Source organism: Delftia sp. HK171, from assembly GCF_001886655.1.
In the GTDB taxonomy this organism is placed as follows: Bacteria; Pseudomonadota; Gammaproteobacteria; order Burkholderiales; family Burkholderiaceae_C; genus Comamonas; species Comamonas acidovorans.
The window spans coordinates 5,830,948-5,850,605 of record NZ_CP018101.1 but is presented as its reverse complement, the minus strand read 5'-3'; the positions used below and the strand labels follow the sequence as shown (position 1 = coordinate 5,850,605).

Annotated in this window: 23 protein-coding genes; all 23 read left to right on the top strand. The window is 66.4% G+C overall.

Annotated features, from left to right (window positions below; genetic code table 11):
• The first annotated feature begins 5 nt into the window (after positions 1 to 5).
• The 23 genes from BO996_RS26205 to BO996_RS26095 all read left to right on the top strand — a co-directional run bounded on the left by BO996_RS26205 (position 6) and on the right by BO996_RS26095 (position 19,646).
• Positions 6 to 557 (top strand): transporter, encoded by a 552-nt coding sequence (locus BO996_RS26205; protein ID WP_043822266.1) that lies wholly within the window; start codon positions 6 to 8, stop codon positions 555 to 557.
• A 23-nt stretch (positions 558 to 580) separates the two neighbouring features.
• On the top strand, positions 581 to 1,960 hold the full coding sequence (locus BO996_RS26200; RefSeq protein ID WP_071956745.1) for a PelD GGDEF domain-containing protein: 1,380 nt from the start codon (positions 581 to 583) through the stop codon (positions 1,958 to 1,960).
• On the top strand, positions 1,953 to 2,975 hold the full coding sequence (locus BO996_RS26195; RefSeq protein ID WP_071956744.1) for a hypothetical protein: 1,023 nt from the start codon (positions 1,953 to 1,955) through the stop codon (positions 2,973 to 2,975). The genes BO996_RS26200 and BO996_RS26195 overlap by 8 nt, the downstream gene beginning before the upstream one ends.
• On the top strand, positions 2,972 to 4,528 hold the full coding sequence (gene pelF / locus BO996_RS26190) for a GT4 family glycosyltransferase PelF (RefSeq protein ID WP_071956743.1): 1,557 nt from the start codon (positions 2,972 to 2,974) through the stop codon (positions 4,526 to 4,528). Before BO996_RS26195 ends, pelF begins: the two co-directional genes overlap by 4 nt.
• Positions 4,528 to 5,901: an exopolysaccharide Pel transporter PelG gene (gene pelG, locus BO996_RS26185; protein ID WP_012207338.1), complete on the top strand. Its 1,374-nt coding sequence runs from the start codon at positions 4,528 to 4,530 to the stop codon at positions 5,899 to 5,901. The genes pelF and pelG overlap by 1 nt, the downstream gene beginning before the upstream one ends.
• A 208-nt stretch (positions 5,902 to 6,109) precedes the next feature.
• The gene (locus tag BO996_RS26180) at positions 6,110 to 6,916 is read left to right on the top strand and encodes an amino acid ABC transporter substrate-binding protein (RefSeq protein ID WP_012207337.1); all 807 of its coding nucleotides are present in this window, start codon (positions 6,110 to 6,112) and stop codon (positions 6,914 to 6,916) included.
• 131 nt (positions 6,917 to 7,047) lie between these two features.
• Positions 7,048 to 7,701 (top strand): amino acid ABC transporter permease, encoded by a 654-nt coding sequence (locus BO996_RS26175; RefSeq protein ID WP_012207336.1) that lies wholly within the window; start codon positions 7,048 to 7,050, stop codon positions 7,699 to 7,701.
• Positions 7,682 to 8,470, top strand: coding sequence for an amino acid ABC transporter ATP-binding protein (locus tag BO996_RS26170; RefSeq protein ID WP_373681080.1), 789 nt, complete (start codon positions 7,682 to 7,684; stop codon positions 8,468 to 8,470). Before BO996_RS26175 ends, BO996_RS26170 begins: the two co-directional genes overlap by 20 nt.
• A 218-nt stretch (positions 8,471 to 8,688) precedes the next feature.
• The gene (locus tag BO996_RS26165; RefSeq protein WP_013800794.1) at positions 8,689 to 9,528 is read left to right on the top strand and encodes an ABC transporter ATP-binding protein; all 840 of its coding nucleotides are present in this window, start codon (positions 8,689 to 8,691) and stop codon (positions 9,526 to 9,528) included.
• Positions 9,525 to 10,307 carry a lipid asymmetry maintenance ABC transporter permease subunit MlaE gene (mlaE, locus tag BO996_RS26160; RefSeq protein ID WP_012207333.1) on the top strand — a complete coding sequence of 261 codons (783 nt, stop codon included), beginning with the start codon at positions 9,525 to 9,527 and terminating at the stop codon, positions 10,305 to 10,307. The genes BO996_RS26165 and mlaE overlap by 4 nt, the downstream gene beginning before the upstream one ends.
• 44 nt (positions 10,308 to 10,351) lie before the next feature.
• On the top strand, positions 10,352 to 10,837 hold the full coding sequence (gene mlaD, locus BO996_RS26155) for an outer membrane lipid asymmetry maintenance protein MlaD (RefSeq protein ID WP_012207332.1): 486 nt from the start codon (positions 10,352 to 10,354) through the stop codon (positions 10,835 to 10,837).
• The gene (locus tag BO996_RS26150) at positions 10,834 to 11,637 is read left to right on the top strand and encodes an MlaA family lipoprotein (protein WP_071956742.1); all 804 of its coding nucleotides are present in this window, start codon (positions 10,834 to 10,836) and stop codon (positions 11,635 to 11,637) included. Before mlaD ends, BO996_RS26150 begins: the two co-directional genes overlap by 4 nt.
• A 116-nt stretch (positions 11,638 to 11,753) precedes the next feature.
• Complete coding sequence (locus BO996_RS26145; RefSeq protein ID WP_065345575.1) at positions 11,754 to 12,395, top strand: MlaC/ttg2D family ABC transporter substrate-binding protein; 642 nt, start codon at positions 11,754 to 11,756, stop codon at positions 12,393 to 12,395.
• Positions 12,396 to 12,415: 20 nt separating this feature from the next.
• The gene (locus BO996_RS26140) at positions 12,416 to 12,697 is read left to right on the top strand and encodes an STAS domain-containing protein (RefSeq protein WP_012207329.1); all 282 of its coding nucleotides are present in this window, start codon (positions 12,416 to 12,418) and stop codon (positions 12,695 to 12,697) included.
• A gap of 73 nt (positions 12,698 to 12,770) precedes the next feature.
• Complete coding sequence (locus tag BO996_RS26135) at positions 12,771 to 13,700, top strand: ABC transporter ATP-binding protein (RefSeq protein WP_017405469.1); 930 nt, start codon at positions 12,771 to 12,773, stop codon at positions 13,698 to 13,700.
• Positions 13,697 to 14,452 carry an ABC transporter permease gene (locus BO996_RS26130; protein ID WP_012207327.1) on the top strand — a complete coding sequence of 252 codons (756 nt, stop codon included), beginning with the start codon at positions 13,697 to 13,699 and terminating at the stop codon, positions 14,450 to 14,452. The genes BO996_RS26135 and BO996_RS26130 overlap by 4 nt, the downstream gene beginning before the upstream one ends.
• 127 nt (positions 14,453 to 14,579) lie before the next feature.
• Entirely contained in the window at positions 14,580 to 14,828 is a 249-nt protein-coding gene (locus tag BO996_RS26125) for a BolA family protein (protein ID WP_012207326.1), read from the top strand.
• 96 nt (positions 14,829 to 14,924) lie between these two features.
• Positions 14,925 to 16,193 carry a UDP-N-acetylglucosamine 1-carboxyvinyltransferase gene (gene murA, locus BO996_RS26120; RefSeq protein WP_071956741.1) on the top strand — a complete coding sequence of 423 codons (1,269 nt, stop codon included), beginning with the start codon at positions 14,925 to 14,927 and terminating at the stop codon, positions 16,191 to 16,193.
• Positions 16,190 to 16,840, top strand: coding sequence for an ATP phosphoribosyltransferase (gene hisG / locus BO996_RS26115; RefSeq protein ID WP_012207324.1), 651 nt, complete (start codon positions 16,190 to 16,192; stop codon positions 16,838 to 16,840). The genes murA and hisG overlap by 4 nt, the downstream gene beginning before the upstream one ends.
• Positions 16,824 to 17,495 (top strand): DUF6348 family protein, encoded by a 672-nt coding sequence (locus tag BO996_RS26110; RefSeq protein WP_071956740.1) that lies wholly within the window; start codon positions 16,824 to 16,826, stop codon positions 17,493 to 17,495. Before hisG ends, BO996_RS26110 begins: the two co-directional genes overlap by 17 nt.
• A gap of 17 nt (positions 17,496 to 17,512) precedes the next feature.
• Positions 17,513 to 18,829, top strand: coding sequence for a histidinol dehydrogenase (gene hisD, locus BO996_RS26105; protein WP_013800800.1), 1,317 nt, complete (start codon positions 17,513 to 17,515; stop codon positions 18,827 to 18,829).
• 134 nt (positions 18,830 to 18,963) lie between these two features.
• The gene (locus tag BO996_RS26100) at positions 18,964 to 19,212 is read left to right on the top strand and encodes a DUF6364 family protein (RefSeq protein WP_071956739.1); all 249 of its coding nucleotides are present in this window, start codon (positions 18,964 to 18,966) and stop codon (positions 19,210 to 19,212) included.
• Positions 19,209 to 19,646, top strand: a complete 438-nt coding sequence (locus tag BO996_RS26095; protein WP_012207320.1) for a PIN domain-containing protein — start codon at positions 19,209 to 19,211, stop codon at positions 19,644 to 19,646. Before BO996_RS26100 ends, BO996_RS26095 begins: the two co-directional genes overlap by 4 nt.
• Positions 19,647 to 19,658 lie beyond the last annotated feature (12 nt).

Below are 19,658 nucleotides of genomic sequence, written 5' to 3'. Positions count from 1 at the left end.
TCTCCATGACACACCGCACCACTTTCGCCTCCCGCCTTCGCGTGCTCACGGGTATTGCCCTTGTCGGCCTGCTGTCTGCCTGCTCGACCATCGACCGGGGCACGGCGCCCGCGCTGGAGACGAACGCCAGCTGGGCGGTGCTGCCCTTCGAGAACCACACCGAAACGCCCATGGCCGGCAACCGCGCCGCCGCCATTGCCACGGCGCTGATCAATGCGCGTGGCGTGGGCCAGGTCAAGCGCTACACGGGCGATGCACTGCAGGAAACCCTGTTCGACGGCCGCGAAGCCAAGCGCCGCGACGACGCCCTGGCCTGGGCGCGCGGCGAAGGCGTGCGCTATGCGCTGACGGGCGCGGTGGACGAATGGCGCTACAAGGTGGGCGTGGATGGCGAGCCGGCCGTGGGCGTGACCTTGGAGATCGTGGACGTGGGCACCGGCGCCACCGTGTGGAGCGGCGCGGGCGCGCAAAGCGGCTGGAGCCGCGAGGCCCTGGCCGCCGTGGGCCAGAAGCTGATCCGCAACCTGCTGGGCACAGGCCTGGCCAACGCCCGATAAGCGCATCCAGGGAACGACTCTTCATGCCAGACCAAGCCAGCACGCCCAAGGCGGCACCGCATTCCGCTGCACCGCGCCGCGCCGGCATTGCCGCGGAATTCAGAGGCTCGCCGCTGGGCCTGCTCGTGCAGACGAGCGCCAAACCCTGGGTGGTGGTGGGCGAGACGCTGCTGCTGCCGGTGCTGGCCGTTTTGATCGGCATGTGGGCCAACCCGGACAACCCCCTGTGGGTGGAGTCCGAGTTCCCCTGGGCCTGGCTGGCGCCCGTGGTGGTGGCTCTGCGCTACGGGCCGGTGGCCGGCCTGTCGGCGGCCGGCGTGCTGCTGCTGGCCTGGCTGGGGGTCAACCAGCGCGATCTGTCGCTGTTCCCGGAACAGTACTTTCTGGGCGGCCTGATCCTGGTCATGGTCGTGGGCGAGATCTCCAGCCTCTGGCGCGCACGCATACGCCGCGCGCGCACGGCGCAGAACTACATGGACCAGCGCACCGAACAGCTGATCCGCCAGCATTACCTGCTGCGCCTGTCGCATGACCGGCTGGAGCAGGAGCTCATAGGCCGCCCCGTGTCCATGCGCGATGCCATCAACGTGCTCAGCGGCCTCAGTGGCGCCGAGGGCGATGCGCAAAGCCTGCTCAACCTGCTGTCGCGCTTCAGCCAGATCAGCGTGGCCAGCCTGGTGCCCGTGCGCAATGAGGTGCTGGACCCCACGCCCATTGCCCAGCTGGGGGGCGAGCGGCCCATCCATGTCCACGATCCGCTGGTGCGCCAGGCGCTGGACAGCCATGTGCTGTGCCATGTTTCGCAAAGCATGGCGGAGGGCCAGCAGACGCAGTACATCGTCGTGGCGCCCATGCTGGACCTGGAGGGCGAGATCTACGGCCTGCTGCTGGTCGAGGAAATGCCTTTCTTCGCATTGCAGGAAGAGGCGCTGCAGACCATCAACCTGCTGCTGGGCTACTACACGGACAGCGTGGCCGCCAACAGCCTGGCTGCGCCGCTGCTGCAGGCCTATCCCGATTGCCCGCCGCATTTCGCGTTCGAGCTGCAGCGCATGCAGCATGTGAACCGCAGCGCGCGCCTGAGCAGCGTGGTGGTGGCGCTGGAGCTGTCGCCCTCGGCTGTGCAGGCCCAGATGGCCCAGCAGATCATGCGGCTGGAGCGCATGCTGGACCGCTCCTGGCTGCAGGAAAGCGATGGCCGGCAGCTGCTGGCCATCTTCATGCCGCTGGGCACCAACGCCACGGCCGAGGGCTACCTGAACCGCATCGAGGGCTGGCTGGCCCAGCGCGGCGTGGCCTCGCTGGCCGATGCGGGCATCTTCCCGCGCACCATCTTGCTGGACCGCTGCTCGGCCAGCAGCGTGCTGGAGCGGCTCCATCAGATGGGGCAGGGCCATGCTTAACCTCAAGCTGGCCCTGGGCGCGCTGGCCGCGGAAATCGCTTCCTGGAGCAGCCTGTGGCTGCTGCGCAGCCAATCGGACGCGGCCCTGCTGGGCTATCTCACGGCCCACGGGCTGGCCAGCGGCCTGCTGGCGCTGTGCCTGACGCCGTTCCTGGCCACCTCGGCCAAGTCGGTGCGCCAGCGGCTGGCGCTGGTGGTGCTGATGGGTTTGTTTGCCTATGCCGTGCCGGTGGCCGGCATTTTGGGCGCCGTGGTCGCCACCATTGCGCTGCACACCCAGCGCGGCCCGCGTGGCGGCCCGCGTTTCCCGGTGATGCCCCTGCCTGATTTCGACCCGCACCAGCAGGCCAGCACCAGCCGCCGCCAGGCGGGCCTGCAGTCCTTCCTGGCCAATCCCAATGTGCCGGTCGCCTCGCGCATGCGGGCCATGGTGGCGCTGGGCAGCGTGCCGGGGCGCATTGCCTCGCCCATGCTGCGCACGGCGCTGGGCGATTCCAGCGAAGACCTGCGCCTGCTGGCCTACAGCATGCTGGACGCCAAAGAGCGCGAGATCAGCAAGACCATCCACCAGGAGCTGCAGCTGTTCGAGCATGCCCGCCAGTCCGAGGGCGATGCGCCCTACGGGCCGCGTGGCCTTCAGGCGGCGCGGGCGCTGACCGACCTCTACGCGGAGCTGGTCTACCAGGGCGTGGCGCAGGGCGATGTGCGTGACCACGCCATCAAGCAATCCCTGCACTACTGCGACCTGGTGCTCGCACAGCGGCCCGACAACGCCTTGCTGCTGCTGCGCCGTGGCCGGCTGCTGCACATGCAGGGCAGGGCGGTGGAGTCGCTGGCCTGCTATGAGCGCTCGCTGGCGCTGGGCATGGAGCCGGCACGCGTCGTGCCCTACCAGGCCGAGCTGCTGTTCGATCGGCGCGAATTCGCCAAGGCGCAGGCCCTGATGCGTTCGCTGGACATCGAGCAAGCCCTGCCGCGCCTGAAGCCCAGCATCCGCTACTGGAGTGCCTCATGAGCCGTGCGAGCCAGTTCCCCACGGCGGCCGATGCGGACATCGCGCTGCTGCTGGAAGGCACTTTCCCTTATGTCAGCGGTGGTGTGTCCAGCTGGGTCAACCAGATCCTGCAGGCCTATCCCGAGCACCGCTTTGCCATCGTCTTCCTGGGCAGCCGGCGCGAGGACTATGGCGATTTCCGCTACGCACTGCCGCCCAACGTGGTGCACTTCGAGCAGCACTACCTGTTTGACGCGCTGCACTCCAATATCCAGCCCGCCCCTTCGCGCGGCCATCCCGAAGCCCTGGCCAAGGCCCAGGAATTCCTGGGTGCGCTGGAGGCGCATGACGGCAGTGCCGAAAGCCGGGCCAAGGTGCTGGCGGCCATGCGCTCCATTGCGCTGGAGCTGCAGCCCGGCGGCAGCCTGCCGCTGGAGGATTTCCTGCACAGCGAATTCGCCTGGGACCTGATCCGCGACAGCTACCGGCGCCACTGCACCGACCCGTCGTTCGTGGACTTCTTCTGGACCGTGCGCATCATGCTGCAGCCGCTGTGGCTGATGGCGCGCATCGCCCATGGGCTGATCCCGGTGCGCGTGCTGCATACCGTCTCGACCGGCTATGCTGGATTTCTGGGAGGCCTGCTGCACCATGCACGCGGCCTGCCGCTGGTGCTGTCCGAGCATGGCATCTACACGAAAGAGCGCCAGATCGACCTGCTGCAAAGCTCCTGGATCCGCGACAACCGCAACATCTTTCAGCGCGACCCCATGGAGGTGTCGTTCTTCCGGCAGATGTGGATACGGTTTTTCGACTGGATGGGGCGCTTTTGCTATGGCGCGGCCGATCCCATCATTGCGCTGTACGAGAACAACCGCCTGCGCCAGGTGGCCGATGGCGCGGCCGCCGAGCGTACGGTCAGCATCCCCAACGGCATCCGCATAGAACGCTTTGCGCCGCTGCGCACCCAGCGGCCCGCCGAGACGCCGCCCGTGCTGTGCCTGATCGGCCGCGTGGTGCCCATCAAGGACATCAAGACCTTCATCCGCGCCATGCGCCGCGTGGTCAACCGGATGCCCCAGGCCCAGGCCTGGGTGGCCGGCCCCACGGCCGAGGACCCGGCCTATGCCGAGGAATGCCAGAACCTCGTGGACAGCCTGGGCCTGCAGGCCAACGTCCGATTTCTGGGCATGCAGAAGGTGGAGGAGCTGCTGCCCAAGGTGGGCGTGGTCGTGCTGTCTTCCATCAGCGAGGCGCTGCCGCTGGTGATTCTCGAAGCACAGGCCGCCGGCGTGCCCGTGGTCAGCACCGACGTGGGCTCCTGCCGCCAGCTCATCGACGGGCTGGAGCCGCAAGACCAGGCCCTGGGCTCGTGCGGGCGCGTGGTCGGCATTGCCAACCCCGAGGCGCTGGCCGACGCCTGCCTGGAGCTGCTGAGCTCGCCCGCGCAGTGGCAGGCCGCCAGCGCGGCCGGGATTGCGCGCGTGGAGCGCTACTACTCCGACCGGCTGCTGTTCGAGCGCTACAGGCAGGTCTACGACAGGGCGCTGCAACAGTCCGAGGAAAAACACTGATGGCCGGCATTGGATTCGAACTGCGCCACCTGCTGCGCAAGAACACGCTGACCAGCGTGCTCCAGGCCTACGCCTATGCGGGCGTCATCGGCTCGGGGCCGTGGGTGTTCTCCATCATCGGCATCCTGCTGGTGGGGGTGTTCAGCGTCAGCGTGGTGGCGCCGCCGCTGCTGGTCACGCAGTTCCAGACCTCGGTGACCTATCTGGTGGCCAGCAGCCTGATCCTGACCGGGGCGGCGCAGCTGGCCTTCACGCGCTTTGTGTCGGACCAGCTGTTCCTCAAGAAGGACGAGAGCATCCTGCCCAACCTGCATGGCCTGCTGCTGGTGGTCGTGGCCACGGCCAGCGCGCTGGGCACGCTGGCGCTGTTCGTGGTGCTGCCGGGCCAGGGCCTGCTGTACCGCGTGCTGATGCTGGCCGGCTTCACGCTGATGTGCGTGGTCTGGGTCATGACCGTGCTGCTGTCGGGCCTCAAGCACTACCGGGCCATTGCCGGGCTGTTCGGCGCCACCTACCTGCTCATCGTGCTGCTGGCGCTGCCGCTGCGCTACTGGGGGCTGGAAGGGCTGCTGGCCAGCTTCGTGATCGGCCACGTGCTGCTGCTGGCCGGCATGTGGATGATCGTGCTGCGCAGCTTTCCGCTGCAGCAGCGCTGGATCGCCTTCGACTTCACGCAGCGCTCGCTGATCTTTCCGGCGCTGATCGGCATCGGCGTGCTCTACAACCTGGGCATCTGGATCGACAAGTTCATGTTCTGGTACTACCCGCCGACCTCGCAGCAGATCATCGGCGGACTCAGGGCCTCGCTGATCTACGACCTGCCGGTGTTCCTGTCGTACCTGTCCATCATTCCGGGCATGGCGGTCTTCCTGGTGCGCATCGAGACCGACTTCGTCGAGTACTACGACAAGTTCTTCGACGCCGTGCGCGGCGGCGGATCGCTGGAATACATCGAGTCCATGCGCAACGAGATGGTCTACGCCATCCAGGCGGGCCTGGGCGAGATCGCCAAGGTGCAGACGCTGGCCGTCCTCGTCACCCTGGTGGCCGGGCCGGCCATCCTGCAGTTGCTGGGCATCTCCCAGCTGTACCTGCCGCTGCTGCACGTGCAGGTGGTGGGCGCCGGCTTGCAGGTGGGTGTGATGGCCGTGCTCAACGTGTTCTTCTACCTGGACGAGCGGCGCATCGTGTTCATGCTCTGCCTGCTGCTGGTGGCGCTGAACATCGCCTTCACGGGCATCTCGCTGGCGCTGGGCGCCGCGTTCTATGGCTACGGCTTTTGCCTGGCCATGCTGGTGACGCTGTGCGTGGGGCTGTACCTGCTCTCGCGCGAGCTCAACCGGCTCGAATACAAGACCTTCATGCTGCAGTGACCGGCAGGCATCTCTCGCCATTTGCCGATTTGCACGGTCTTGATCCAGCGTGTTGGCGGGGGGCGCCGGTCTGCGCGACAATACGGGATTCGGCGCCGGCACCCAACCGAGACAAAGGTTCCGCCGAGGAACCATTCATTACAACGATTGCGCACCTTGCGTGCAGCGGCCGCCGCCTTTCGCTTTTTCCACTCCAAAGCTTTAAGCCATGAAAAAACGCACCCTCTTGGCCATGGTGGCCCTGTCTGCACTGCTGGCAGCCTGCGGCAAGAACGAGTCCGCATCGACCGCCGCCGCGCCGGTTGCCGCCCCCGTGCCGGCAGCCATGACCAAGTTGGTGATCGGCCTGGACGACAACTTCCCCCCCATGGGCTTTCGTGACGACAAGAACGAGATCGTCGGCTTCGACATCGACATGGCGCGTGAAGCCGCCAAGCGCATGAACGTGGAAGTGGACTTCAAGCCCATCGACTGGAGCGCCAAGGAGGCCGAGCTGGTCGGCAAGCGCGTCGACGCGCTGTGGAACGGCCTGACCATCACCGAAGAGCGCAAGAAGAACATCGCCTTCACCGCGCCCTACATGGAGAACCACCAGATCATCATCGTGCGCGCCAACTCCGACATCAAGGACAAGGCCGGCCTGGCAGGCAAGGTCGTGGGCGCGCAGGATGGCAGCTCGGCCGTGGACGCCATCAAGAAGGACGCCGCCGTGGCCGCCAGCTTCAAGGACCTGAAGACCTTCGGCGACAACATCACCGCGCTGATGGACCTGTCGGCCGGCCGCCTGGACGCCGTCGTGGTCGACGAGGTCGTGGGGCGTTTCCACGTGGCCAAGAAGGCTGGCGAGTACCTGGTGCTCGAGGACAACTTCGGCACCGAGGACTACGGCGTGGGCCTGCGCAAGGAAGACACCGAAGTTCTGGGCAAGCTCGAAGCCGCGCTGGCCGAGATGAAGAAGGACGGCAAGGCCGCCGAAATCGCCTCCAAGTGGTTCGGCAAGGACATCATCAAGTAAATCCGGCACACCATGCGACCGGCAAGGCCAGCCTGGCATTGCCGGTCTTTTGCGTTCTGGGACGCACGCGCCCGTGGCTGCCCGGATCCTGCCGATGCCGGCGGGGCCGCGCACCGCACTGAGGCCATTCGATGGAATATGTAATCTCGCTCATGGGGCCGCTGTCCGCCGGCGCCCTGGTCACCCTCAAGCTCTTCGTCATCACCCTGGCGCTGTCCATTCCCCTGGGACTGTCGCTGGCGCTGATGCGCATCTCCCGCTTTCCCGCCCTGAGCCGGCTGGTAGGCGGCTACATCTGGCTGATGCGCGGCACGCCGCTGATGCTGCAGATGCTGTTCATCTACTTCGCGCTGCCCTTCGTGCCCGTGATCGGCGTGCGCCTGCCCGATTTTCCTGCCGCCGTCGTCGCCTTCGCGCTGAACTACGCCGCCTACTTCGCCGAAATCTTCCGCGCGGGCATCCAGTCCGTGGACCGCGGTCAGTACGAGGGTGCCAAGGTGCTGGGCATGAGCTACGGCCAGACCATGCGCCGCATCATCCTGCCGCAGATGTGGGCGCGCATCATCCCGCCTGTGAGCAACGAGACCATCACCCTGGTCAAGGACACCTCGCTCATCTACGTGCTGGCCCTGAACGACCTGCTGCGCGCCGCGCGCGGCATCGTGCAGCGCGACTTCACCATCACGCCCTTCGTGGTGGCCGCAGGCTTCTATCTGGTCATGACGCTGGTGCTGACCTGGATCTTCCAATACCTAGAAAAACGCCATGCCAAATACGACGCGTGATAACGCGCCCGAGACCATGATCTCGGCGCAGAACATCTGCAAGGGCTTTGGCGGCGTGCCGGTGCTGCGCGGCGTTTCGCTGGAGCTGGCGCGCGGCGAGGTGGTGGCCGTCATCGGTCCTTCGGGATCGGGCAAGAGCACGTTCCTGCGCTGCCTCAACCACCTGGAAACCATTGACAGCGGCCGTGTCGCCGTCGAGGGCGAGGTGCTGGTCGACAGCGGCGCGGACGGCCGCGCCCACTACGTGCCCGAGGCGCAGATCCGCCAGATCGGCCGCAAGATGGGCATGGTGTTCCAGTCCTTCAACCTGTTCCCGCACCTCACGGTGCTGGAGAACATCATCGAGGCGCCGATCGTCGTCAAGGGCCTCAAGCGCGAGCAGATCGTGCCCAAGGCCGAGGCGCTGCTCCACAAGGTGGGCCTGCTGGAAAAGCGCGATGCCTATCCCAACCGGCTGTCGGGCGGGCAAAAGCAGCGCGTGGCCATCGCCCGGGCACTGGCCATGGAGCCGGACATCCTGCTGTTCGACGAGCCCACCTCCGCGCTGGACCCGGAGCTGACCGGCGAAGTGCTGCGCACCATGCGCGAGCTGGCCCAGGAGCACATGACCATGCTGGTCGTGACGCACGAGATGGGTTTTGCCCGCGAAGTGGCCAATCGCGTGATCTTCATGGACAAGGGCGAGATCGTCGAGCAAGGCCCGGCGGAAGCCTTTTTTGCAGCGCCGCAGCACGCCCGGACCCAGGCATTTCTGCAGAACATGTTGTAAAAAAACATCTGTCCAGTCCGGACTTTCCCCAGGTCCAGAGAGCGTGCAACGCTTGTGTAGCAAGCGAAGCATGCTCTTTTTTTTATGGCGTTTTCTGCCATGACTTTTTGAGAAACATACACGGATGTATGTTTATCTCAGGGGGTGATGAGCAGGCATCGGCACCTGTCTGCACAATAGCGGGCTTGCCTGCGAACATTTATCGACCGCACCACAGCATGATCCCAACCGCCTCTTTCGTGGAGTTGCGCAACGTCACCTTCGGCTATGGCGAACGTGTGATCCTGCGCGACTTGTCGCTGCAGGTGCCGCGCGGCAAGGTCACGGCCCTGATGGGGGCATCGGGCGGCGGCAAGACCACCGTGCTTCGCCTGATCGGCGGCCAGCAGCATGCCCAGCAGGGGCAGGTGCTGTTCGATGGCAAGGACGTCACCACCATGGACGCCGCAGGCCTGTACGCCGCGCGCCGGCGCATGGGCATGCTGTTCCAGTTCGGAGCGCTGTTCACCGACATGAGCGTGTTCGACAACGTGGCCTTCCCGCTGCGCGAGCACACCGATCTCCCCGACGAACTGGTTCGCGACATCGTGCTCATGAAGCTGCATGCCGTGGGCCTGCGCGGTGCGCGCGACCTCATGCCCAGCGAGATCTCGGGCGGCATGGCCCGCCGCGTGGCGCTGGCGCGGGCCATTGCGCTGGACCCCGAACTGATCATGTACGACGAGCCCTTCGCCGGGCTGGACCCCATCTCCCTGGGCACGGCCGCCCAGCTGATCCGCGAGCTCAACGATGCCATGGGACTTACCTCCATCCTGGTGTCCCATGACGTGGAGGAAACCTTCCACGTGGCCGACCATGTGGTCATCCTGGGCAACGGCGGCGTCGCCGCCCAGGGCTCGCCAGATGAGGTGCGGGCCAATCCCGACCCGCTGGTGCAGCAGTTCATCCACGCACGGGCCACCGGCCCCGTGCCTTTCCACTACCCCGGCGTGAGCGCCGAGGAAGATTTCGGCAACCCCGCAAGCTCCGGCAAGAGCAACGGCAGGAGGCACGCATGAACCGGCTGCATCCTGCGCGCATTGGCGCGGCGGTTCGCCAACAGCTGACGCAGCTGGGCATGGGCACGCGCCTGTTCGGCCGCCTGCTCGCCCTCATGGGGCCTGCGCTGGGCCGCCCGCGGCTGATCGGCGACCAGATCCATTTCCTGGGCAACTATTCGCTGGCCATCATTGGCGTGTCCGGCCTGTTCGTCGGTTTCGTGCTGGGCCTGCAGGGCTACTACACGCTGCAGCGCTACGGCTCGGCCGAGGCGCTGGGCCTGCTGGTGGCGCTGTCGCTGGTGCGCGAACTCGGCCCCGTCGTCACGGCGCTGCTGTTTGCCGGGCGTGCCGGCACGGCGCTGACGGCCGAGATCGGCCTGATGAAGGCCGGCGAGCAGTTGTCGGCCATGGAGATGATGGCCGTTGACCCGGTGCGCCGCATCCTGGCGCCGCGCTTCGTGGCCGGCCTGATCGCCATGCCGCTGCTGGCGGCCGTTTTCAGTGCCGTCGGCGTGATCGGCGGCTGGCTGGTGGGCGTGGTCATGATCGGCGTCGATGGCGGCGCCTTCTGGGGCCAGATGCAAAACGGCGTGGACTGGTGGTATGACCTGGGCAACGGCGTTCTCAAGAGCCTGGTGTTCGGCGTGGCGGTGACCTTCATCGCGCTGCTGCAGGGCTATGCAGCCAAGCCCACGCCCGAAGGCGTGTCCCGCGCGACCACGCGCACGGTGGTGATGGCCTCGCTGGCCGTGCTGGGGCTGGACTTCCTGCTCACGGCCACGATGTTCAGCCTTTGACCCGGCACCGGTGCCACCTCTCGCAAATCAAGGAAAAACAAACCATGCAGCAATCCAAGAGTGATGTCTGGGTCGGACTGTTCGTGCTGATCGGCGCTGCGGCGCTGGTGTTCCTGGCGCTGCAGTCGGCCAACCTGCTGAGCCTGAACTTCCAGAAGACCTATACGCTGACCGCGCGCTTCGACAACATCGGCGGACTCAAGCCCAAGGCAGCCGTGCGCAGCGCGGGCGTTGTCGTGGGCCGCGTGGAATCCATCACCTTCGACGACAAGGTCTTTCAGGCCAGCGTGACCATGGCCCTGGAAAACCGCTACGCCTTTCCCAAGGACAGCTCCCTGAAGATCCTGACCAGCGGCCTGCTCGGCGACCAGTACATCGGCATCGAAGCCGGTGCAGATGACCACAATCTCAAGGATGGCGACCGCGTCGTCGCAACCCAGTCGGCCGTTGTGCTGGAAAATCTGATCGGACAGTTCCTCTACGGCAAGGCCGAGCAGGGTGGCAGCTCCGGTGCAGGAGGCAAAGAATGACAACCAACCACCATGAACAGGCGACCGCGGGTCGCCCTGCCGCCCAGGCAGCCTCCTGGCAGCGCGCCGCCATGCTCGGCACGCTGGCCGCCGCTTCGCTGCTCGCCGGCTGCGCCACCGCCCCGGGCGAGGCCCGCAATCCCCAGGACCCGTTCGAGCCGTTCAACCGCAGCGTCTACTCGTTCAACGACGGCCTGGACCGTGCCGTCCTGAAGCCGGTGGCCACGGCCTACCGCGACGTCACTCCGCGTCTGGCCCGCGATGGCGTGAGCAATTTCTTCTCCAACCTCAGCGATGTCTGGTCCTTCGTGAACAACGCGCTGCAGGGCCAGGCCGAAGGCGCCTACAACTCCGTCGTGCGGTTCTCGGTCAATACGGTCTTCGGCCTGGGCGGCTTGCTCGACATCGCCAGCGAGGCCGGCATCGAGCGCCAAAAGCAGGACTTCGGCCAGACGCTGGGCCGCTGGGGCGTGCCCACGGGGCCGTACCTGGTGCTGCCGCTGCTCGGCCCGTCCACGGTGCGTGACACGGCGGCTCTGCCTGTGGATGCCTGGGGCAACCCCCTGACGGCGATCAACGACATCCCGGTGCGCAACAGCCTGTATGTGCTGCGACTGGTGGATACGCGTGCACGCCTGCTCAATGCCTCGGACACGCTGGACTCCGTCGCCCTTGACCGCTACAGCCTGACGCGTGACGTCTACCTGAACCTGCGGCGTGGCAAGTCCGGCGACGACGGCCGCATCGAGGACTACGACGAAGATGCCGGCAAACTGCCGCCCGAAGACGGCGCAAAGTAAGCAGTTCGTAACATCCCGAGATGAAAAACGGTCCGCGCCTGACACGGCGCGGCCGGAAAAATGTGCAATATCAACCCGGTCCGGGGCATTGAGGCCCTGCTGGGAAAGGAAGAGTGATGATCAATCGACGTGCCTGGAGCGCTGCCGCGGCAGCCGTGCTGGCCATGGGAACCTGGGGCGCTGCGCTGCCCGTCCACGCGGCCGACGAAACCCCTGATGCGCTGATCAAGCGTGTCTCCACCGACGTGCTGGAAACCATCAAGAAGGACCCCTCGCTGCGCGAGGGCGATGTCTCCAAGGTCAATGCGCTGGTCAATGACAAGGTCATGCCCTATGTGAATTTCCGCCGCATGACCTCGGCTTCGGTGGGCCCGGCCTGGCGCCAGGCCACGCCTGCACAGCGCGAGAAGCTGGAGACCGAGTTCAAGGCCCTGCTGATCCGCACCTATTCGGGCGCGCTGACCCAGGTCAGCAACCAGACCATCAATGTCAAGCCGGTGCGCGCTGCGCCCGGCGACATCGATGTGCTGGTACGCACCGAAGTGCTGGGCCGCGGCGAGCCCGTGCAGCTGGACTACCGGCTCGAGAAGTCCGGCGACGGCTGGAAGATCTACAACCTGAACGTGCTGGGCGTGTGGCTGGTGGAAACCTACCGCAACCAGTTCAGCCAGGAAATCAATGCCCGTGGCATCGACGGCCTGATCGAGACCCTGGCCACGCGCAGCAAGATGCCGGCCACGCCGCCCTCCAAGGGCTGACAGCCGCTGACGCACGCGCCATGTTGCAGCTCCCCCGTGAACTGACCTACCGCCAGGCGCGCAGCTGCCTTGTGCAGCTGCGGCCCCAGGTGCAGGCCTTCGATGGCGCCCAGGTGCGCGTCGATGCCAGCGGCGTCGAGGTCTTCGACTCGGCCGCCCTGGCCGTGCTGCTGGCCTGCCGCCGCACCGCGAAGGCGGCCGACAAGCAATTGGTGGTCGTGGGCCTGCCGCAGGGCCTGCAGTCCATGGCGGCGCTGTACGGCGTCGACGGGCTGCTGACCGACGCATCCTCCCCCTCCTGAGCCGGCGCAGCGCGCCGCTGCAAAGAGCCCTGCAAGGCAGGTTTGGCTGCAAGGGCCTAGAATCGCGCCTCGCATGTCTGCCGTCTCATTCCAATCCATCTCCAAGACCTACCAGACCCCCAAGGGGGCCTTCCAGGCGCTCAACCACGTGAGTCTGGACATCGAGGAGGGCGAGTTCTTCGGCCTGCTCGGTCCCAATGGCGCTGGCAAGACCACGATGATCAGCATCCTGGCCGGCCTGTCGCGCGCCACCAGCGGCCGCGTGCTGGTCCAGGGCAGCGACGTGCATGCCGACTACTCGGCTGCCCGGCGCAAGCTGGGCATCGTGCCGCAGGAGCTGGTCTTCGATCCCTTCTTCAACGTGCGCGAGGCGCTGCGCTTTCAGTCCGGCTATTTCGGCGTCAAGAACAATGACGACTGGATCGACGAGCTGCTGCACAGTCTGGGGCTGACCGACAAGGCCAACTCCAACATGCGCCAGCTGTCCGGCGGCATGAAGCGCCGCGTGCTGGTGGCCCAGGCCCTGGTGCACAAGCCGCCCATCATCGTGCTGGACGAGCCCACGGCCGGCGTGGACGTGGAGCTGCGCCAGACGCTGTGGCATTTCATCGCGCGCCTGAACCGCGAAGGCCATACCGTGCTGCTCACCACCCATTACCTGGAAGAGGCCGAGGCGCTGTGCAGCCGCGTGGCCATGCTCAAGCAGGGCAACATCGTCAAGCTCTCGACCATGTCGGATCTGCTCAAGTCCGCCTCCTCCAACGTGCTGCAGTTCAAGACCGATACCGCCTTGCCGCCGGCCCTGGCCGCGCGGGCACGGGTGACTGGCCGCATCGTGCAGATACCCGCCAACGACGCCAGCGATGTGGAGCGCCTGCTCGCCGCGCTGCGCGAGGGCTCCGTCGTCCCCGAGGACGTGGAAATCCGCCGTGCCGATCTGGAGGATGTCTTCATCCACGTGATGAACGAGCAAGGCCAGACCTCGCAGGGAGCCTCGGCATGAACGGCTGGCAGACCCTGCTCAAGAAGGAAGTGCTGCGTTTCTGGAAGGTCAGCTTCCAGACCGTGGCCGCACCCGTGCTCACGGCCGTGCTCTATCTGCTGATCTTCGGCCATGTGCTCGAAGGCCGGGTGCTGGTCTACGACCGCATCAGCTACACGGCCTTCCTGATCCCCGGCCTGGTGATGATGAGCGTGTTGCAGAACGCCTTCGCCAACAGCTCCTCCAGCCTGGTGCAGAGCAAGATCATGGGCTCCATGGTCTTCGTGCTGCTCACGCCGCTGTCGCACTGGGCGTGGTTTGGCGCCTACGTGGGCGCTTCGGTGCTGCGTGGGCTGCTGGTGGGCGTGGGCGTTTTCATCGTCACGCTGTACTTCGCCATTCCCGAATTCACGGCGCCGCTGTGGATTCTGGTCTTCGGCCTGCTGGGCGCGGCGCTGCTGGGCACGCTGGGCGTGATCGCCGGCCTGTGGGCGGACAAGTTCGACCAGATGGCGGCCTTCCAGAACTTCCTGATCATGCCCATGACGTTCCTGTCGGGCGTGTTCTATTCCATCCAGTCGCTGCCGCCTTTTTGGCAAAAAGTCAGCCATCTGAACCCGTTTTTCTACATGATTGACGGCTTTCGCTACGGCTTCTTCGGCCAGAGCGACGTGTCGCCCTGGGTCAGCCTGGCCATCGTTGGCTCGGCCTGGCTGGCGGTGAGCGCCCTGGCCGTGCACCTGCTGCGCATCGGCTACAAGATCCGCGGCTGAGGTTTTTCCACAGGCTGCGGCGGGCGCTGTGCCCGCATTGTTGAATCCACCCATGAACAGGCGGCCGGCGCCCGGCGCCGCCGCCAACCAAGGCCATGCCACGATGCATGGCAGGAAAGCTTCCCCCATGACTGCAGACCAACTCAAGGAACTGATCGCCACCGGCCTGCCTTGCGAACACATTGCGCTGGAAGGTGATGGACGGCACTGGTTTGCCACCATCGTCTCGGCCCAATTCGAGGGCCAGCGACTGCTGCAGCGCCAGCGCCTGGTCTACGCCACGCTGGGCCAGCGCATGCACACCGACGAGGTCCATGCCCTGTCCATGAAGACCTATACGCCCGCCGAGTGGGCTGCCCAGGCCGGCCAGGCCTGAGCCGGCGGTCAGGCACTTCAGACTCCTGCTGCACCGGTCGCCACGGCCCGTGCGGCATCTTCTTTTCCCCGATTTCCAGATTCAAGGCTGTCAGCCATGGACAAACTCCTGATTCGCGGTGGCCGAGCGCTGCATGGCGAGGTGACGGTCTCCGGCGCCAAGAATGCCGCCTTGCCCGAGCTGTGCGCCGCGCTGCTGTCGTCCGAGCCCGTCACCCTGCGCAACGTGCCGCGCCTGCAGGACGTGGCCACCATGCTCAAGCTCATCCGCAACATGGGTGTCAGCGCCGAGCACGATGACAGCGGCACCGTGCGCATCAACGCCGGCTCTCTGTCCAACCCCGAGGCACCCTACGAACTGGTCAAGACCATGCGCGCCTCGGTCCTGGCCCTGGGCCCGCTGCTGGCCCGATTCGGCCAGGCCCGCGTGTCGCTGCCCGGCGGCTGCGCCATCGGCTCGCGCCCCGTGGACCAGCACATCAAGGGCCTGCAGGCCATGGGCGCCGAGATCGTTGTCGAGAACGGCTACATGAACGCGTGCCTGCCCGGGCATCTCAAGCGCCTGCAGGGCGCCCGCATCACCACCGACATGGTGACCGTCACGGGCACCGAGAACTTCCTGATGGCCGCCGTGCTGGCCGAAGGCGAGACCGTGCTGGAAAACGCCGCCATGGAGCCCGAGATCGGCGACCTGGCCGAAATGCTCATCAAGATGGGCGCAAGAATCGAAGGCCATGGCACCGGCCGCATCGTCATCCAGGGCGTGGAGCGCCTGAGCGGCTGCGAGCACCAGGTGGTGGCCGACCGCATCGAGGCCGGCACCTTTCTGTGCGCCGTGGCCGCCACGGGCGGCAATGCGCTGCTGCGCAATGGCCGCGCCGACCATCTGGGCGCCGTCATCGACAAGCTCAAGGATGCGGGCGCCGAGGTGTCCGCCGAGGACGGCGGCATCCGCGTGCGCGCGGCCGGCAAGCTCAAGGCCCAGAGCTTTCGCACCACCGAATACCCGGGCTTTCCCACCGACATGCAGGCGCAGTTCATGGCGCTGAACCTGGTGGCCGAAGGCTGCAGCATGGTCACCGAGACCATCTTCGAGAACCGCTTCATGCACGTGGATGAAATGCTGCGCCTGGGCGCGCAGATCACCACCGACGGGCGCGTTGCCACCATCACCGGCAGCCAGTCGCTGTCGGGCGCGGCCGTCATGGCCACCGACCTGCGCGCTTCGGCCAGCCTGGTCATCGCCGGCCTCGTGGCCAAGGGCGAGACCCTGGTCGATCGCATCTATCATCTGGACCGCGGCTACGATCGCATGGAAGACAAGCTGCGCGGCCTGGGTGCCGACATCGAAAGAGTTTCCCAATGACCATCACGATTGCCCTGTCCAAGGGCCGCATCTACGACGAAACCGTGCCGCTGCTGGCCGCTGCCGGCATCTCGGTCAGCGAAGACATTGAAAAGTCGCGCAAGCTGATCTTCGAGACCAACAAGAGCGACGTGCGCGTGGTGCTGGTGCGCGCCTCCGACGTGCCGGTCTATGTGCAGTACGGCGGCGCCGATCTCGGCGTGGCCGGACTGGACTCGCTGATCGAGCATGGTGCCCAGGGCCTGTACCAGCCCCTGGACCTGAAGATCGCGCGTTGCCGCGTCAGCGTGGCCGTGCGCAACGGCTTCGACTATGCGCTGGCCGTCAAGCAAGGCGCCCGCCTGCGCATCGCCACCAAGTACCCCGAGATCGCGCGCAACTTCTTTGCCACCAAGGGCGTGCACGTGGACATGGTCAAGCTCTACGGCTCCATGGAACTGGCCCCGCTGACCGGCATGGCCGACGCCATCGTCGACTTGGTGTCCACCGGCAACACGCTCAAGGCCAATGACCTGGTCGAGGTCGAGCCCATCATGGAGATCAGCTCGCGCCTGGTGGTCAACCAGGCGGCGCTCAAGCTCAAGCGCGAGCCGCTGCGCCACATCATCGATGCCTTCGCCGAGGCGGTAAATGGCCCCAGGGGCTGAGCCCGGCGATCCGGCGAAGGAGGCGCTTGCGCTGTGTTTCGCCGCGCATGGCCTGCCCTGCGAGGAATACAACGGCTGGCTGCTGCCTGGCGGCCAGGCACCGGGCGTGCTGGCTGATTGGCGCGGTGCCTACCTCGGCCATCCCCTGGTCGGTTCCCTGGCCGTGGTGGTCCGCCTGCCGGACGGGCACGAGATCATCGAGAATTTCACGGGCCTGGGTGAAGGCCTGCAGGGAATGCACGACGCATTCGGCCACTTCGCTGTCAGCGACCTGCATGTGATGCTCTCCGCCCTGTGGACGGCGCGCGATGAGGATGCCGTGCCAGCCGAGGCCTGGCAGGCCCATGGCCGACAATGGCAGGCCTATCCGGGCCCCTGGCATCTTCGCAACGATGCCCCGCTGCCCGAAGGCATCACTGAGCGCCTGCGCGCCTTGATCGAGGCCGAGGCGCTGGACAAGGACGAGGACCTGCACTGGTTTCGCTTCTTTGTCGGGCAGAACAATGGTGATTTCACCATTGAAGCGCTCAAGGACAATCAGAAGTGGCCCAGCGCTGAAGCCCTGCTGCGCGACCAGGACTGGCCCCTGCGCGACGGCTACTACGGCGCGCGCCTGTTCTTGATACTGAAGCACGGCTGCGAGACGGCCTGCTAGACCCCAAGGAAACCACAATGGAATATGTAGCTGCCCCTGCCCGCCTGTCGACTGCGGATGCCAACTTCGAACACGATTTTGCGCAGCGCCTGCATTGGTCGGCAGACACGGACGCGGCCATCGAGCAGCGTGTGGCCGACATCCTGGCCGATGTGCAAAAGCGTGGCGATGCGGCCGTGCTGGAGTACACGGCGCGCTTCGACGGATTGCAGGTGGACGGCATGGCAGCGCTGGAGCTGACGCAGGCCGAGCTCAAGGCCGCCTTCGACAGCCTGGGCGACGAGCAGCGCGATGCGCTGACGGCCGCCGCCCAGCGCGTGCGCACCTACCACGAGGCACAAAAGCGCGCCAGCGGCGAGAGCTGGAGTTACCGTGACGCCGATGGCACCCTGCTGGGCCAGAAGGTCACGCCGCTGGACCGCGTGGGCATCTATGTGCCCGGCGGCAAGGCGGCCTATCCGTCCAGCGTGCTGATGAATGCCATTCCCGCCCATGTGGCTGGCGTGCAGGAAATCATCATGGTCGTGCCCACGCCACGCGGCGAGAAGAATGCCCTGGTGCTGGCTGCCGCCTATGTGGCTGGCGTCACGCGCGGTTTCACCATCGGCGGTGCCCAGGCCGTGGCGGCCCTGGCCTACGGCACGGCCACCATCCCGAAGGTGGACAAGATCACCGGCCCCGGCAATGCCTATGTGGCCAGCGCCAAGAAGCGGGTGTTCGGCACCGTGGGCATCGACATGATTGCCGGCCCCAGTGAAATCCTGGTGCTGGCCGACGGCAGCACGCCGCCCGACTGGGTGGCCATGGACCTGTTCAGCCAGGCCGAGCATGACGAACTGGCGCAAAGCATTCTGCTGTGCCCGGATGCCGACTACATCGCCGCCGTCCAGCGCGAGATCGACCGCCTGCTGCCCGAGATGCCGCGGCGCGCCATCATCGCCAAGAGCCTCAGCGACCGGGGTGCCCTCATCCTCACGCGCGACATGCAGGAGGCATGCGCCATCAGCAACCGCATCGCGCCCGAGCACCTGGAGGTCTCCAGCAACGATCCCCACCAGTGGGAGCCGCTGCTGCGCCATGCAGGCGCCATCTTCCTGGGTGCCTATACCAGCGAGAGCCTGGGCGACTACTGCGCCGGCCCCAACCATGTGCTGCCCACCAGCGGCACGGCGCGCTTTTCCTCGCCGCTGGGGGTCTATGACTTCCAGAAGCGATCCAGCCTCATCGAGGTCAGCGAGCAGGGTGCCCAGACCCTGGGCCGCATCGCCTCGGTGCTGGCGCATGGCGAAGGCCTGCAAGGCCATGCGCGTGCGGCTGAAATGCGTTTGAAGTAGACGCTCGCTTCCTGTTGGAAGAAGGCGCCGTCACCGAAAGGGGCGGCGCTTTTTGCTGCCTGAACGCCAGAGCAAGCGTGTCAAGAATTGACACGAAATCAGTGGAGCACGAATTTCGTGTAGACTTGCGCCCTGTGAAGAACCTCACCATCACCGTCGAAGACAGCGTGCTCGAATGGGCCCGCATCGAGGCCGCGCGCCGCGGCACCAGCGTCTCGCGCATGGTGGGCGACTTCATGGCCGAGATGCAGCGCCGCGAGGACGCCTACGAGCGCGCCTACCTGGCCTGGCGCACGGACGAGCGCGGCTGGGACGGGGGCCAGCCGTCATCTGCACAGCCCGCCCAGCGCAGTGCCGCGCTGCGCCGCGAGGGCCAGGAATGAACACCGTCTTCGTCGATACCTCCGTGCTGGTCGCTGCCGAAGACACGGGGCAGGGCGCCTTGCATGCCGCCGTGCTGCAGTGGCTGGACCTGTTGTGGCGCACGCGCAGCGGGCGCACCGGCAGCCAGTCGCTGTGCGAGTTCTATGAACAGGTCACCACGGCCGCCCAGCCTTTGCCGCAGGGCGATGCGCGCGCCGCCATCCGCCGCTACCAGACTTGGACGCCCTGGAAGACCGATGCCGCCACGCTGGAGACCGCCTGGGCCGTGCAATCGCGCCACCAACTGGCCTTTGGCGACTGCCTGGCCGTGGCCTGCGCCCAGCACAGCGGCTGCGAGCAGATGCTGACCCTGCACCTGCCGCACGGCACCCAGTTTGGCGGCGTCGCCATGGTGCACCCGCTGCACCAGGCGCCGCCGCAGCAGCAGGCCTGAGCGGCTTCGCTG

Excerpts from the sequence above, each read along its gene's own strand:
- BO996_RS26205 (WP_043822266.1), top strand. The coding sequence starts at position 6 with ATGACACACCGCACCACTTTCGCCTCCCGCCTTCGCGTGCTCACGGGT.
- BO996_RS26200 (WP_071956745.1), top strand. The coding sequence starts at position 581 with ATGCCAGACCAAGCCAGCACGCCCAAGGCGGCACCGCATTCCGCTGCA.
- BO996_RS26195 (WP_071956744.1), top strand. The coding sequence starts at position 1,953 with ATGCTTAACCTCAAGCTGGCCCTGGGCGCGCTGGCCGCGGAAATCGCT.
- pelF (WP_071956743.1), top strand. The coding sequence starts at position 2,972 with ATGAGCCGTGCGAGCCAGTTCCCCACGGCGGCCGATGCGGACATCGCG.
- pelG (WP_012207338.1), top strand. The coding sequence starts at position 4,528 with ATGGCCGGCATTGGATTCGAACTGCGCCACCTGCTGCGCAAGAACACG.
- BO996_RS26180 (WP_012207337.1), top strand. The coding sequence starts at position 6,110 with ATGAAAAAACGCACCCTCTTGGCCATGGTGGCCCTGTCTGCACTGCTG.
- BO996_RS26175 (WP_012207336.1), top strand. The coding sequence starts at position 7,048 with ATGGAATATGTAATCTCGCTCATGGGGCCGCTGTCCGCCGGCGCCCTG.
- BO996_RS26170 (WP_373681080.1), top strand. The coding sequence starts at position 7,682 with ATGCCAAATACGACGCGTGATAACGCGCCCGAGACCATGATCTCGGCG.
- BO996_RS26165 (WP_013800794.1), top strand. The coding sequence starts at position 8,689 with ATGATCCCAACCGCCTCTTTCGTGGAGTTGCGCAACGTCACCTTCGGC.
- mlaE (WP_012207333.1), top strand. The coding sequence starts at position 9,525 with ATGAACCGGCTGCATCCTGCGCGCATTGGCGCGGCGGTTCGCCAACAG.
- mlaD (WP_012207332.1), top strand. The coding sequence starts at position 10,352 with ATGCAGCAATCCAAGAGTGATGTCTGGGTCGGACTGTTCGTGCTGATC.
- BO996_RS26150 (WP_071956742.1), top strand. The coding sequence starts at position 10,834 with ATGACAACCAACCACCATGAACAGGCGACCGCGGGTCGCCCTGCCGCC.
- BO996_RS26145 (WP_065345575.1), top strand. The coding sequence starts at position 11,754 with ATGATCAATCGACGTGCCTGGAGCGCTGCCGCGGCAGCCGTGCTGGCC.
- BO996_RS26140 (WP_012207329.1), top strand. The coding sequence starts at position 12,416 with ATGTTGCAGCTCCCCCGTGAACTGACCTACCGCCAGGCGCGCAGCTGC.
- BO996_RS26135 (WP_017405469.1), top strand. The coding sequence starts at position 12,771 with ATGTCTGCCGTCTCATTCCAATCCATCTCCAAGACCTACCAGACCCCC.
- BO996_RS26130 (WP_012207327.1), top strand. The coding sequence starts at position 13,697 with ATGAACGGCTGGCAGACCCTGCTCAAGAAGGAAGTGCTGCGTTTCTGG.
- BO996_RS26125 (WP_012207326.1), top strand. The coding sequence starts at position 14,580 with ATGACTGCAGACCAACTCAAGGAACTGATCGCCACCGGCCTGCCTTGC.
- murA (WP_071956741.1), top strand. The coding sequence starts at position 14,925 with ATGGACAAACTCCTGATTCGCGGTGGCCGAGCGCTGCATGGCGAGGTG.
- hisG (WP_012207324.1), top strand. The coding sequence starts at position 16,190 with ATGACCATCACGATTGCCCTGTCCAAGGGCCGCATCTACGACGAAACC.
- BO996_RS26110 (WP_071956740.1), top strand. The coding sequence starts at position 16,824 with ATGGCCCCAGGGGCTGAGCCCGGCGATCCGGCGAAGGAGGCGCTTGCG.
- hisD (WP_013800800.1), top strand. The coding sequence starts at position 17,513 with ATGGAATATGTAGCTGCCCCTGCCCGCCTGTCGACTGCGGATGCCAAC.
- BO996_RS26095 (WP_012207320.1), top strand. The coding sequence starts at position 19,209 with ATGAACACCGTCTTCGTCGATACCTCCGTGCTGGTCGCTGCCGAAGAC.